The organism is Erwinia sp. BNK-24-b, assembly GCF_047456155.1.
Classification (GTDB): domain Bacteria; phylum Pseudomonadota; class Gammaproteobacteria; order Enterobacterales; family Enterobacteriaceae; genus Erwinia; species Erwinia phyllosphaerae.
Map to the genome: position 1 here is coordinate 1,062,688 of NZ_CP179901.1, position 12,730 is coordinate 1,075,417.

The 12,730-nt window shown below is 55.5% G+C and carries 11 protein-coding genes; 6 read left to right on the top strand and 5 right to left on the bottom strand.

Translation table 11 applies throughout. The features are described from left to right. Positions 1–30 precede the first annotated feature (30 nt). Positions 31–2,004 (top strand): tRNA(Met) cytidine acetyltransferase TmcA, encoded by a 1,974-nt coding sequence (locus ACMGGR_RS04935; RefSeq protein ID WP_414148910.1) that lies wholly within the window; start codon positions 31–33, stop codon positions 2,002–2,004. Between the two features lie 157 nt (positions 2,005–2,161). On the opposite strand, the gene ACMGGR_RS04940 is transcribed toward ACMGGR_RS04935, so the two are convergent. Genes ACMGGR_RS04940 through ACMGGR_RS04950 form a run of 3 tightly spaced genes read right to left on the bottom strand, consistent with a single transcriptional unit; the run spans position 2,162 to position 3,849 of the window. After that, entirely contained in the window at positions 2,162–2,350 is a 189-nt protein-coding gene (locus ACMGGR_RS04940) for a YpfN family protein (protein WP_246760755.1), read from the bottom strand. A gap of 9 nt (positions 2,351–2,359) precedes the next feature. After that, positions 2,360–3,487 (bottom strand): succinyl-diaminopimelate desuccinylase, encoded by a 1,128-nt coding sequence (gene dapE / locus ACMGGR_RS04945; protein WP_414148297.1) that lies wholly within the window; start codon positions 3,485–3,487, stop codon positions 2,360–2,362. A gap of 2 nt (positions 3,488–3,489) precedes the next feature. Then, on the bottom strand, positions 3,490–3,849 hold the full coding sequence (locus ACMGGR_RS04950) for an ArsC family reductase (protein WP_414148298.1): 360 nt from the start codon (positions 3,847–3,849) through the stop codon (positions 3,490–3,492). Between the two features lie 133 nt (positions 3,850–3,982). On the opposite strand from ACMGGR_RS04950, the gene ACMGGR_RS04955 reads away from it, so the two are divergent. Together ACMGGR_RS04955 and ypfM are read left to right on the top strand one after the other, a co-directional pair. Continuing rightward, complete coding sequence (locus tag ACMGGR_RS04955; protein ID WP_246760758.1) at positions 3,983–4,177, top strand: hypothetical protein; 195 nt, start codon at positions 3,983–3,985, stop codon at positions 4,175–4,177. A 310-nt stretch (positions 4,178–4,487) separates the two neighbouring features. Then, complete coding sequence (ypfM, locus tag ACMGGR_RS04960) at positions 4,488–4,550, top strand: protein YpfM (RefSeq protein ID WP_152601344.1); 63 nt, start codon at positions 4,488–4,490, stop codon at positions 4,548–4,550. Between the two features lie 93 nt (positions 4,551–4,643). On the opposite strand, the gene acrD is transcribed toward ypfM, so the two are convergent. Then, positions 4,644–7,760, bottom strand: a complete 3,117-nt coding sequence (gene acrD, locus ACMGGR_RS04965) for a multidrug efflux RND transporter permease AcrD (protein ID WP_414148299.1) — start codon at positions 7,758–7,760, stop codon at positions 4,644–4,646. Between the two features lie 184 nt (positions 7,761–7,944). Beyond that, positions 7,945–9,456, bottom strand: a complete 1,512-nt coding sequence (locus ACMGGR_RS04970; protein ID WP_414148300.1) for a type IV pili methyl-accepting chemotaxis transducer N-terminal domain-containing protein — start codon at positions 9,454–9,456, stop codon at positions 7,945–7,947. Between the two features lie 406 nt (positions 9,457–9,862). Between ACMGGR_RS04970 and ACMGGR_RS04975 the strand changes: the two genes are divergently transcribed. The 3 genes from ACMGGR_RS04975 to nudK all read left to right on the top strand — a co-directional run bounded on the left by ACMGGR_RS04975 (position 9,863) and on the right by nudK (position 12,609). Beyond that, a complete protein-coding gene (locus ACMGGR_RS04975; RefSeq protein ID WP_414148301.1) occupies positions 9,863–10,135 on the top strand; it encodes a YdgH/BhsA/McbA-like domain containing protein in 273 nt (90 codons plus the stop codon). A 307-nt stretch (positions 10,136–10,442) separates the two neighbouring features. Continuing rightward, on the top strand, positions 10,443–11,906 hold the full coding sequence (gene ansP, locus ACMGGR_RS04980) for an L-asparagine permease (RefSeq protein WP_246760762.1): 1,464 nt from the start codon (positions 10,443–10,445) through the stop codon (positions 11,904–11,906). A 121-nt stretch (positions 11,907–12,027) separates the two neighbouring features. After that, positions 12,028–12,609, top strand: a complete 582-nt coding sequence (gene nudK, locus ACMGGR_RS04985) for a GDP-mannose pyrophosphatase NudK (RefSeq protein ID WP_414148302.1) — start codon at positions 12,028–12,030, stop codon at positions 12,607–12,609. Positions 12,610–12,730 lie beyond the last annotated feature (121 nt).

Consider the following 12,730-nt stretch of genomic DNA (forward strand, 5'->3'; position numbering starts at 1 on the left):
GCACAAACGGAACGGCTACGCCAGCAGGGTATGCGGCGGCTGATGGTAGTCAGCGGCGATTTTGCATGGTGCCAGCAGCAGGTGCAGCAATGGGTGTCGCTGTTGCCCGGCGACTGGCTATGGCTGGGCGATGCGCCGCAAAGTCCGCTGCACTGCGCGCCCGGAGCGGCAAAAACGCTGCTTGGCCAGGAGTTTCTTCATGCCGTTTTCGATGCGCGTCACGGGTTTGATGCGCAAGCGCTGGCGATTGTAGCGGGAACGCTGAAGGCGGGCAGCTGGCTACTGTTGCTGGTGCCAGAGTGGGCCAGCTGGCTAACGCAGCCCGATAACGATTCGCTGCGCTGGGGCGAAACGGCCGCGCCTGTCGCTACGCCTAACTTTATTTCGCGCCTGCAAAAACTGTTGCTGGCCGATCCGCAGGTGGCAAAGCTTTGTCAAAATCAGGCTCCCGTTTTGCCTGCGCCGCTACCGGCGCCAGCCTGGCAGCCGAATGACGTTTCGCAGCAGCAGCAGCTACTGGAGCAGTTACTGACGGAGAAGCCGGGAATTTACGTGCTGACGGCACCGCGTGGGCGAGGCAAATCGGCGCTTGCCGGATCGCTGGCAGCGCGCTGGCCCGGTCGCTGTCTGATTTCAGCCCCGGCAAAAGCGGCGACGGAGGTGTTGGCCAACTTCGCCGGTGACGCTTTTCATTTTATCGCGCCCGACAGGCTGCTGGCGCTGGAATCATCGGAACTGCCACGGGATATCGACTGGTTGCTGATCGACGAGGCGGCGGCTATTCCCGCGCCGATGCTGGAACGGCTGGTCAGGCTTTTTCCCCGCACGCTGTTAACCACCACGCTGCAAGGCTATGAAGGAACGGGACGCGGCTTCCTGCTAAAATTTTGCGCCGGGCTGCCGGACGTAACGCTTTGCAAGCTCGACAAGCCATTACGCTGGGCGCAGCAGGATCCGCTGGAGCACTTTATCGAACGGGCGCTTCTGTTTAGCGAAGCTGAACCGGAAACCCGCGGTACGGACGTGCATTTCTGTTTTCCGCGCCAGCAGGACTGGCAGGATAAGCCGGAGACGCTTGAAGCGATCTACCAGCTGTTAACCAGCGCGCACTATCGCACTTCGCCTCTCGATCTGCGGCGGATGATGGATGCGCCAGGCATGCACTTTAGCGCGGCTTTGCAAGGCAAAAGCGTTCAGGCCGCTTTGTGGCTGGTGGATGAAGGTGGTTTGTCGGCCGAACTGGCGCAGGCCATCTGGGCGGGGCTGCGCCGTCCCGCCGGGAATCTGGTTGCCCAGTCGCTTGCCGCACACGGTGGCTGGCCCGAGGCGGCGCAAATGCGTTCCCGCCGCATCAGCCGTATTGCGGTCACGCCTGCGCTACGGCGGCACGGTATTGGCCAGCAACTGGTACAGCACAGCATTGACCAGGCGCAAGGTCTGGATTTCCTTTCCGTCAGCTTTGGCTACACGCCAGCGCTGTGGCATTTCTGGCAGGCCTGCGGTTTTCAGCTGGCGCGTTTTGGTACGCGGCCGGAAGCCAGCAGCGGCTGCTATGCCGCCATGGCTATTTTACCGTTAAGCGAGCGGGGCAGGGTGCTCGCCGGGAAGGCAGCCCAACGTCTGGCGCGCGACTGGCGCTGGCTACAGCCTTTGCTGGATGGCGTGGAGCTGGCATTTCCCGCCATGGCAGACGACCAGCCTGATGACGAAGACTGGCGCGAGCTGGCGGGCTTTGCCTGGGCGCAGCGCTCGTTCGACGCAAGTATCGGCGCGCTGGGAAGGCTGTTGAACAATACTTCGCAGCCGTTGCCTTTATTGCAGGGAATGCTGTTGGCGCGGCTATCGCAGGCCGAGCTGATTGGGCTGTCGGGGCTGTCAGGCAAAAAAGCGTTACTCAACGGCTGGCGGCAGGAGGCCGAGCGGGCATTGCTGGCACTGGATAAAAACCGCGCTGAAGAGTGGCGAGATCGACTAATTCGCATGAAGAGTGGCGAGATCGACTAATCCGCATGAAGAGTGCGGATGTGGCAGAGAGGACGCAAAAAGCCGGGGACTGGCCGACGGGCACAGGACAAAAGTAACGACAACCGGCAGGCACGGCCGCCATGTCTCGCGGCCATGCCCGTGGCGCTTTGCCTGAGGGACAGGCAAAGCAATCCGGCTACTTTTTCTTTGGCCAGTCGTCGTCGTCATCCCACTTATCGTTGAAATCACGATGCGGCGGCAAATCCGGTTTGTTGTCCATATATTTTTTGTGGTCGATACGCTTCAGGTCTTTATAGACGTTCATCAGTATGCCGACCATCAGCACGATACCTATCAGCCACCAGTAGTGTTTAAGCCATTCCATATTTCATCCTTACGCGATTAACTGTTCCATGATGCGTTGGTACATTCTGCTCAACAGCTGTAGATCGGCGGCCTTCACGCACTCATTGATTTTATGAATGGTCGCGTTGACCGGCCCCAGCTCTACGACCTGCGCGCCCATGCGTGCGATAAAGCGGCCGTCGGAAGTACCGCCGGTGGTCAGCAGCTGCGGCTTAATTTCATTATAGTGCTCAACGGCGTTTACCACCGCCTCAACCAGCTTGCCGGTCGAAGTCAGGAATGGCTGGCCGGAAACCACCCAGTCCAGCGAGTAGCGCAGCTGATGACGATCCAGCAGATCTTTTACGCGCTGTTTGATCATCTCATCGGTCAGTTCCGTACTAAAACGAAAATTAAACTGTACGAAAAATTCGCCCGGAATCACGTTGTTGCTGCCGGTTCCGGCCTGCACGTTGGCAATCTGCATACTGGTAGGCGGGAAGAATTCGTTGCCCCGATCCCATTCCGTTGCCGCCAGCTCGTTTAAAGCAGGCAGCGCGCGATGTACCGGATTATCGGCCAGATGAGGATAAGCAACGTGGCCCTGCACGCCGTGAATGGTCAGGTTAGCAGTCATGGAGCCGCGACGGCCATTTTTAACCACGTCGCCCACTACTTCGGTGCTGGAAGGCTCGCCAACCAGGCAGTAGTCAAGACGTTCGTGGCGCGCCATAAGCGCTTCGACCACCTTCACCGTACCGTTGGTGGCGCTGGCTTCTTCATCCGACGTGATCAAAAAAGCCAGGCGGCCTTTGTGGTTGGGATGGGTCGCGACAAATCTTTCGGCTGCGACAATCATCGCGGCCAGCGAGCCTTTCATATCGGCCGCACCGCGCCCAAACAGCATGCCGTCGCGAATGGTGGGTTCAAACGGCGGATTAATCCAGCGGCTGACGTCGCCCGCCGGCACCACGTCGGTATGGCCGGCAAATGCCAGCGTTTCGCCTTTGCCGCGCCATGCCCAAAAATTCTGCGTGTCGCCAATATTCATTGCTTCAACGGTAAAGCCCAGCGCCTGAAGGCGCTCGATCATCAGGGCCTGGCAACCGGCATCATCCGGGCTGAGGGAAGGACGACGAATAAGCTGCTGCGTCAGCTCAATGACCGGACAAAACATAATCAGGACTTCTCCACAATAAAAGACGAATAGCTGGCTTCATTAAAGCCCAGCAGCATAGAGCCATCGGCGCGGCTGAGCAACGGTCGTTTAATCATTGCCGGTTGTTCCAGCATCAGCTGCTGCGCGGTAGCGGCGTTATTCACCTTTGCGCGCGTTTCTTCGCTCAGCTTGCGCCAGGTAGTGCCGCGCGTGTTAAGCAATGCTTCCCAGCCCAGCACGTCGGTAAAAGTTTGCAGCAAGGCGGCATCCAGCCCGTCTGCGCGATAGTCGTGGAACTGATAAGCTATCTGCTTTGCCTCTAAATACTTCCTCGCCTTTTTTATCGTGTCGCAATTTTTAATGCCGTACATCGTCAGCATGGCGGGTTCCCTTCTTTTTTTTATGGGTTTAATCTATATTCGATACTGCTCGGGCGCGTAGTTTACAACGGATGCGCCTGCGAGGCACGGAAGACGGTATAAACTCAAGAGAGCAGGAATAAGGAGGGGCAATATGAACTATATGACAGCGTCTTCCGCCCATACGGTTGAAGAAACCCAGTCGACAATTGTAATCGCCAGGAAAAACGAGAGCCGTTGCGACGAGTTTAACCATATCGTTGAAGCGGTGCTGGCCGAACACCCGGATGCCAAAACGCATATTGACAGCGAGAGCGGCGGCTATGACAAAATTATCGTTTTGAAGTAACGTGCGAGGGGGCGTGGCCCCCTTAACCGTTTTTCGCCGTACCTGACCTTGCAACGTCCTACCTCCCGGAACATCCTCCGCTTAACTCCTCTTTTTAGCTGATGCTTACCAATCAGCGACTTAGCAAATGCTCTGACGCCTGATGATAAGCAGGCTATTAATTCCTTTAAAAATCAGTCGATAAGAAATGTGCGTTACCTCACGTATTAGGATAATTCCTAATTTTTAGGGGGCTTTCATGGTCGAAAGTAGTTCACTTCGCCTTAGGAATAATCCTATAATAGCCTCACTACAACGAGAGAGGTGATGTATGATCGACTTAGAACTGGGGAACTGGAAAGACTTTATCGAAGCGATGTTGACTCGTAAGTAACACATTCATAAAGAGAAGCTCAGCGACAGCATCAACCAGCTTAACTTTCAGTATCCGACTTAAAAAGGCAGCCTCCGGGCTGCCTTTTGCTTATTATGCGATCGGCTTCTCTTTTAGTGGAAAGCGCCGACGGACCAGCACAAAGAATATCGGCACAAAAATGAGCGCCAGCACGGTGGCCGCAAACATGCCGCCCATGACGCCGGTACCCACGGCATGCTGGCTGCTGGAGCCTGCACCGTTGCCAATAGTCATTGGCAGTACGCCAAACATAAAGGCCAGCGAAGTCATCAGAATAGGGCGCAGGCGCTGGCGCGAAGCTTCCAGCGTCGCCTCAAGCAGATCGCGTCCTTTGCTGTTCATGTCGTTAGCAAATTCCACAATAAGAATCGCGTTTTTCGCCGACAGCCCAATAACGGTGAGCAAGCCAACCTGAAAGTAAACGTCGTTTTCGAGGCCGCGCAGCCAGGTTGCCGCCAGCGCGCCGACCACGCCCAGCGGCACCACCAGCATAACGGAAAAGGGCACCGACCAGCTCTCATAAAGCGCGGCCAGGCACAGAAACACCACCAGCAGAGAGACGGCATAAAGCGCCGGAGCCTGTGCGCCGCTCATCCGTTCCTGATAGGACGCGCCGGTCCACTGGACGCCAAAACCCTGCGGTAGCTTGCTGACCAGCTGCTCCATAATATCCATTGCGGTGCCGGTACTGACGCCCTGGGCCGATTCGCCAACGATCTCCACAGCCGAATAACCGTTATAGCGCTCCAGGCGGGGCGAACCCGTTTCCCAACGAGTGGTGGCAAAGGCGGAAAACGGCACCATGCCGCCTGCGCTGTTGCGCACATACCATTTATCAATGTCGTCCGGCAGCATGCGGAAAGGCGCTGCCGCCTGAACGTAAACTTTTTTTACGCGGCCACGGTCCAAAAAGTCGTTCACATAGGTTGAGCCCCAGCCGGTGGTCAGCGTGTCGTTGACATCATCGATGGAAACGCCAAGCGCCTGCGCCTTATGCTGATCGATATCGATTCGCAGCTGCGGCGTATCGTCCAGACCGTTATGGCGAACCCTCGCCAGCGATGGATTGCTTTCGGCCATTGCCAGCAGCTGGTCGCGCGCCTGCATCAGCGCATCGTGTCCCAGGCCTGCGTGATCCTGCAATTCCATATCGAAGCCGGCCGAGTTGCCCATACCGGTAATCGCGGGCGGGCTGCTGGCGATAACGCGACCTTCGCGGATATTTTTGAACGCTTTGGTGGCGCGCTCAATAATGGCAAAAGCGCTGTTTTCCGCGCCCGAGCGATCCTGCCAGTCTTTCAGGCGCACAAACATTCGCGCCACGTTTTGACCGTTGCCGCCGGGGCCTGCGCCAATAGTTGAGAAGACCGAAAGTACGTTATCTTTTTCCTGGGTCAGATAATATTGCTCGACCTTATTCACCACTTTATTGGTTTGCTGTAGCGTCGCGCCCGGCGGTAGCTGCACTTGGGTGGTGAACACGCCCCGGTCTTCCAGCGGCAGGAAAGAGGTAGGCAAATGCATAAACAGCAGCGCCATACCGGCAATCAGCAGAGCATAAAGCAGCAGCCAGCGTCCGGTTTTTGCCAGAACCCGGCTTACGCCGCGCTCATAACGCTGCGCATTACGGTTAAAAGTGCGGTTAAACCAGCCAAAAAAGCCGCGTCGCTCGTGATGACCTCCCGAGGGCAGCGGTTTAAGCAGCGTGGCGCACAGCGCGGGCGTCAGAACCATTGCAACGATGACCGAAAGCACCATTGCGGAAACAATAGTGACGGAAAACTGGCGATAAATCGCGCCCGTGGTGCCGCCGAAAAAGGCCATGGGTACGAAAACAGCGGAAAGTACCAGCGTAATGCCGACCAGCGCGCCCTGAATCTGTCCCATCGATTTGCGCGTGGCCTCACGTGGTGACAGGCCTTCCTCGCTCATTATTCGCTCAACGTTTTCTACCACCACAATGGCATCGTCTACCAGCAGGCCTATCGCCAGCACCATGGCAAACATGGTCAGCGTATTAATACTGAATCCGCAGGCCGACAGGATAGCGAAAGTGCCCAGCAGCACCACGGGAACGGCGATAGTGGGAATTAGCGTAGCGCGAAAATTCTGCAAAAACAGGTACATTACGACAAACACCAGCGCGATTGCTTCGAGCAGCGTTTTTACCACGTCCTCAATGGAGGCCACGACAAACGGCGTGGTTTCATAGGCGATTTCCGCCTTCAGGCCGTGCGGGAAATAGTGGGAAAGTTCTGCAATACGCGCTCGCACCAGCTTGTCGGTTTGCAACTCGTTCGCGCCGGAAGCCAGCTTAACGCCCAGTCCGGAAGCGGGCTGGCCGTTGTACTGGCTCAAAAAGTCATACTTTTCCGCGCCCAGCGCAACCGTCGCCACATCGCCTAATCGCACTTCCGAACCGTCCTGATTGACTCGCAGCGTAATCTGGCGGAACTGCTCGGGGGTGGTTAACAGCGCCTGAGAGTTAATGGTGGCGTTAAGCGCCTGGCGATCTACGGAGGGCAGGCCGCCCAGCTGGCCTACGGCAACCTGGCTATTTTGCGATTCAATAGCGCTGACAATGTCCGACGTGGTCAGCGCATAATTGATCATCTTATTGGGATCGAGCCAGATACGCATTGCGTACTGCGAGCCATAGGCATCCACCTGACCGACGCCGTCGATACGACTCAGCGGATCCTGCACGTTACTGGCTACATAGTCGGCGATATCCTGCTTATCCATGCTGCCGTCCGTCGAGACAAAGGCCACCATCAGGATATTGGTATCGCCCGTCTTGGTCACCGTCACGCCCTGCGACTGAACGGCCTGAGGGAGCTTGCGCAGCGCGGTTTGCAGCTGATTTTGTACCTGCTGGCGAGCTTCGTCAGGGTTGGTGCCGGCAACAAAGGTCAGCGTGATGGTCGCCTGCCCGGTATTGCTGCTTTGCGAGGACATATACATCAGGTTATCGATGCCGGTCATATTCTGCTCAATAACCTGCGTAACCGTGTTCTCCAGCGTTTGCGCAGACGCGCCGGGATAGTTGGCGGTAATACGGACATTAGGCGGCGCAAGTGCCGGATATTGCTCAACGGGCAGTGAAACGATGGCCAGCGTACCGGTTAAACAGAGCAGAATTGCAATGACCCACGCAAAAATGGGGCGATCGATAAAAAAATTCGCCATCGAATTGGCTCCAGACAAGCTTCGGGAGAAGGCGGCATTGCGGATGGGCCAGCTAAACCCCGTCCGACGGCAGCAGGTTTTTATGATTGTTTGAACCGTTCCACTTTACCCGTGGGGCCGAAGGGAATCGTGGAGAAATTAAGGAAAAAGTGTAAATTATCGTGCCGTAAAATATGCCGGATGCTTACGCTTTTTTCAGCGCAAAACGGAGAGATACCTGGCTGCCGCCGCCGTGCGGATGACTAATCTCCAGCCGACCCTGAAGACTTTTTGCGCGCTCCTGCATAATTGTAAGGCCGTAATGACCCGGTTTTGCCGCCTCGGGGTCAAAGCCCTGGCCGTTATCTTTCACCTCGATTTGTATCTTTTCGCTGTCTGGCTGCCCAATCTGCACGGTAATTTCGCTGGCTTTGGCATGGCGAATAGCGTTCAACAAAGCTTCCCGAACAATTTGTAACACGTGCACCTGCTGCTGGGCATCCAGATGCTGCCGTGTGGCTTTCCCCGTCAGGCTAATCGTTGCCTCCGTTTGCGGGCGAAGCTGGGCTATCACCTGACCAAGCGCGGTAGTGAGATCGGCAGGCGCGACCGAAAGACGAAAAGTGGTTAGCAGTTCTCGCAGCTGGCGGTTGGCTTCGCTCAGCGCGACGTCCGTTTCAGCCACAATCGCCAGCGCGGAGGGCTCTTTGACTACCGCTCGCTTCAGGCGTGCCATCTGAATACGTAAATAAACCAGCGACTGCGCCAGCGAATCGTGCAGCTCGCGGGCGATAGTTGCGCGCTCCTCCATCAGCAACAGATGCCGGACTTTTTGTTCGGCGTGCTCTAACTGTAGCGAGCGTGCCAGCATGGTTGCCAGACCCTGCATCAGCTGTGGCTCGCTGGCGCGCGCCTGCCAGCGCAGCAGGCCGCCTTCTGTCTCCTCCAGCGGCAGGCTGTGCCAGGGTAAATTTTCATCCGCTTTGCCTGCGGCCTGCACCAGGCGAGACGAACTTAATTCAATTGCGGTCAGGTTTTCATGCTCCACCAGCAGCCCCAGCACCGGAGCCCAGGCTTTATCATGGTTACGCAGCATTTCGGAACATTGATAAAGCAGCGCCAGCCGACGGTTCGCCTGGCGCAGATCGCTGGTTTTTTCTTTGATAGTCTCTTCAAGCCAGAGATATTGTCTGTCCAGCACGCCGGACATTCGCGCAAAAGCCCTGGCCAGCAGAGCGATAGCGATAAACCCCAGCAGGCAGGCCGCAACCACCAGCTTCATTTTCAGCTCTGCCCAGTGCTGTAAGGCAAGAACAAAGCTGTCTATCTGCGCAACGTAATGGGAAATATTTTGCTGATAAAGCTGGCCGTTTCCCGTTTCCAGCCGGGGCCGCAACGCTTGCCAGGCGGCCAGCAGTGCCTGATAGCGCTCCTTAACGCTGGCCGGAACCCAGGCGTGGCGCAGAGAAAGCAGTACCGGAGCCTGTACCGATTGCTGATAGCTGGCGATGTCCGCAGCAAGAGCGGGAGAGCGGGTTGCGGTATCCAGCGCCAGGCGATAGCTTTGCATCCGTAGCGAACCGGCCATATTAAGCGCTTCTGCGTCGCGCAGGCTGGCTGAGAGCGTCAACAACGCCAGCAACGAGCAGAAAAATGCAAGCAGCACGATGGCGAACAGGGCACGACTCAGGCTACGGGTAACGGAACGTTTTAGCATCTGTGGCTCCTGACGGGTTAATATGGCAGTCGGTTAAGGAAGTAAGCTCTGGCTATTCAGCCGAATTTTGTGAACCTGAACGAAGAGGGCGCAGCATTGTAACCCCGGCTGTCGCAAGGACGCAGCAGCAATAGCGGACTATTGCGTCAGATCAAAAATGCCTGGATGAATACTTGCCGTATTACGCAGCGGCGGATAAAGTGGGCTTAGCGTTGCTACTACATAGTCATACAAAGTTACATCAAAGATAAAAAGTAACTATTACTGACGCTTCTTTTGACAAATGCTTAATAGCATCACATTCCTTTAACGCTTTTACCCCTTGCTTACTCTGCTTTTCATCCCGCACGTCATAATCAACTCCGTAACGATTAAACGTTTTCCAGAATCCTGGCAGGAGTTTGCTATGACTAAACTATTCGCAATCTTTGCTGCCGCCGTACTGGCGGCAACATCATTTTCGACGCTCGCCGCGACTCAGGTCGATGAAAGCCAGAGCCAGAATTTACAGCAAATGGGTACGGTTTCCGTCTCCGGTGTCCACGGCTCGTTTGATGATGCTACCGCCCGCCTGGCGCAGAAAGCTGAACAAATGGGTGCCGGCCACTACCGTATTATTCGTACCGAAACCCCCGGTGACTCCAGCCTGTGGAGTGGTAACGCCGAGATTTACCGCTAAGTCCATCCCCATGTAGCCTTTCCCCCCTTTGGAGAGCCGACCGCAAGATGCGGTCGGTTTTTTTATGCGCCATCCAGCAAAAATTACAAAACCTCACGATTTCCGCCACAGAGTTTTTGCGTCAGCTTTACAGAACGGTTAGGATGCATCGCCGCGATTTTTCCCGCTTCCGTCAAGACTATAACTACAGGAAGAGAGGAAAAGCCCGGGCTTTTGCGCAGCAGCGCAATCGTTTGGTTGGCAACAGAACTCAGGAGGCCCGGGAGGGGCAGCCGTAACACTGTGGACAGGATAATTAGGATAGAAAATGAAAGCTGATAAAAAAGCGGTTGCAGACAAGCGCGCCGCAAGACGACGTTGGTTAAATTCTCATGATTCCGGCTATCACAAAGCGATGGACAATCGACATGTACAGATGATTGCTATCGGCGGGGCTATCGGTACGGGCTTATTCCTTGGCGCGGGTGCTCGTTTACAAATTGCCGGACCGGCGTTGGCGATTGTCTATCTGGTATGCGGTATTTTCTCTTTCTTTATCTTGCGAGCGCTGGGCGAACTGGTTTTACACCGTCCTTCCAGCGGCAGTTTTGTCTCCTACGCCCGTGAATTTCTGGGTGAAAAAGCCTCCTACGTGGCGGGCTGGATGTATTTTGTTAACTGGGCGATGACCGGCATTGTCGATATCACCGCCGTTGCGCTTTATATGCACTATTGGGGCGCGTTTGGTGACGTTCCGCAGTGGGTCTTCGCGCTGGGCGCGCTGGCCATCGTCGGTACGATGAATATGATCGGCGTAAAATGGTTTGCCGAAATGGAGTTCTGGTTCGCGCTGGTTAAGGTACTGGCGATTGCCATCTTCCTGATTGTCGGCGTGGTTTTCCTGGGCACCGGCAAGCCGCTGGACGGCAATGCCACCGGTTTTCACCTGATTACCGATAACGGCGGTTTCTTCCCGCATGGTCTGCTGCCCGCGCTGGTGCTGGTACAGGGCGTGGTCTTCGCCTTTGCCTCTATTGAGCTGGTGGGAACGGCGGCCGGCGAGTGTAAAGATCCAAAAACCATGCTGCCAAAAGCGATCAATAGCGTGATCTGGCGTATTGGCCTGTTCTATGTAGGCTCGGTGGTACTGCTGGTTCTGCTGCTGCCGTGGAACGCTTACCAGGCGGGGCAAAGCCCGTTCGTGACCTTCTTCTCTAAGCTGGGCGTGCCTTATATCGGCAGCATCATGAACATCGTTGTGCTCAGCGCGGCCCTCTCCAGCCTGAACTCCGGCCTTTATTCGACCGGTCGTATCCTGCGCTCAATGTCTATGGGCGGCTCGGCACCGAAGTTCCTCTCAAAAATGAGCGGTCAGCAGGTGCCTTACATGGGCATTCTGGTTACGGTAGCCGTTTATATCATTGGCGTCTGGCTGAACTATATCGTGCCGTCGCGCGTGTTTGAGATCGTACTGAATATCGCCTCGCTGGGCATTATTACTTCCTGGGGCTTTATTGTGGTTTGCCAGATGCGCCTGCGTAAAGCGATCAAAGAAGGAAAGGCGGAAGACGTCAGCTTCAAGCTGCCGTGGGCACCGTTTACTTCATGGCTGACGCTGCTGTTTCTGGTTAGCGTAGTAGTGCTGATGGCGTTTGATTATCCAAACGGCACCTACACCGTGGCTTCCATCCCGCTGATTGCCGTGATTCTGGTGCTGGGCTGGTTTGGCGTGCGTAAACGCGCGCAGGAAATCGCGCAAGCCGAGCATGCACACGAAGAAAACGTGCAGTAATGCTGGTTTGATAGCGTAAGGCGGCCCTGGTGGCCGCCTTTTTTTATGGCGGCTTTCAGATAGTTTTTCCCTCATTCCGATCTTATGATAAGACACTTCCGCTAACGGCAACGGAGCCGCTATGTCAGCCAAAGTCGAAGTAATTAAAAACAAAGTCCTGTCAGAAAACTGGTTTGTGCTGCGAAATTTCACCTACGATCTGACCACCAAAAACGGCGAAACTATCCGCCATAAGCGAGAAGTTTACGATCGCGGCGACGGTGCCACCATCCTGCTTTACCATCGCCAGAAAAACAGCGTTATTCTGACCCGCCAGTTTCGTATTGCTACCTGGTTAAACGGCAACGACAGCGGCCTGCTGATAGAAGCCTGCGCCGGACTGCTGGACAACGACTCGCCTGAAGAGTGTATCCGTAAAGAAGCGATAGAAGAGACAGGGTATCAGGTTGGCAAAGTAGAGAAGCTCTACGATCTCTACATGTCGCCAGGCGGCGTCACTGAACGGCTACATTTTTTTGCCGCAGAATATGATGACGCGCTGCGGGCAACGGCAGGCGGCGGCGTCGGTGATGAAGATATTGACGTCATGGAAGTGACTTTTCCTCAGGCCTGGGCAATGGTCAAAGATGGCCGCATTAAAGACGGCAAGACCGTGATGCTGCTACAGCATGCATTACTTGAGGGCTGGCTGACGCTGAATTAAGCCTGGGCTGCTGTGCGAGCGAACGGGCAGAAAATTAATAACTCCCGTCTTATAAAGATATATTGTTGCGGCCTTAAAACAGAAGGCCGATCTTTTTTTATTAAAAGTAACTTAATGGTTA

What these genes read in the sequence shown, in the direction of transcription:
- ACMGGR_RS04935 (WP_414148910.1), top strand. Translation starts at nt 31, where the DNA reads ATGCGGCGGCTGATGGTAGTCAGCGGCGATTTTGCATGGTGCCAGCAG.
- ACMGGR_RS04940 (WP_246760755.1), bottom strand. Translation starts at nt 2,350, where the DNA reads ATGGAATGGCTTAAACACTACTGGTGGCTGATAGGTATCGTGCTGATG.
- dapE (WP_414148297.1), bottom strand. Translation starts at nt 3,487, where the DNA reads ATGTTTTGTCCGGTCATTGAGCTGACGCAGCAGCTTATTCGTCGTCCT.
- ACMGGR_RS04950 (WP_414148298.1), bottom strand. Translation starts at nt 3,849, where the DNA reads ATGCTGACGATGTACGGCATTAAAAATTGCGACACGATAAAAAAGGCG.
- ACMGGR_RS04955 (WP_246760758.1), top strand. Translation starts at nt 3,983, where the DNA reads ATGAACTATATGACAGCGTCTTCCGCCCATACGGTTGAAGAAACCCAG.
- acrD (WP_414148299.1), bottom strand. Translation starts at nt 7,760, where the DNA reads ATGGCGAATTTTTTTATCGATCGCCCCATTTTTGCGTGGGTCATTGCA.
- ACMGGR_RS04970 (WP_414148300.1), bottom strand. Translation starts at nt 9,456, where the DNA reads ATGCTAAAACGTTCCGTTACCCGTAGCCTGAGTCGTGCCCTGTTCGCC.
- ACMGGR_RS04975 (WP_414148301.1), top strand. Translation starts at nt 9,863, where the DNA reads ATGACTAAACTATTCGCAATCTTTGCTGCCGCCGTACTGGCGGCAACA.
- ansP (WP_246760762.1), top strand. Translation starts at nt 10,443, where the DNA reads ATGAAAGCTGATAAAAAAGCGGTTGCAGACAAGCGCGCCGCAAGACGA.
- nudK (WP_414148302.1), top strand. Translation starts at nt 12,028, where the DNA reads ATGTCAGCCAAAGTCGAAGTAATTAAAAACAAAGTCCTGTCAGAAAAC.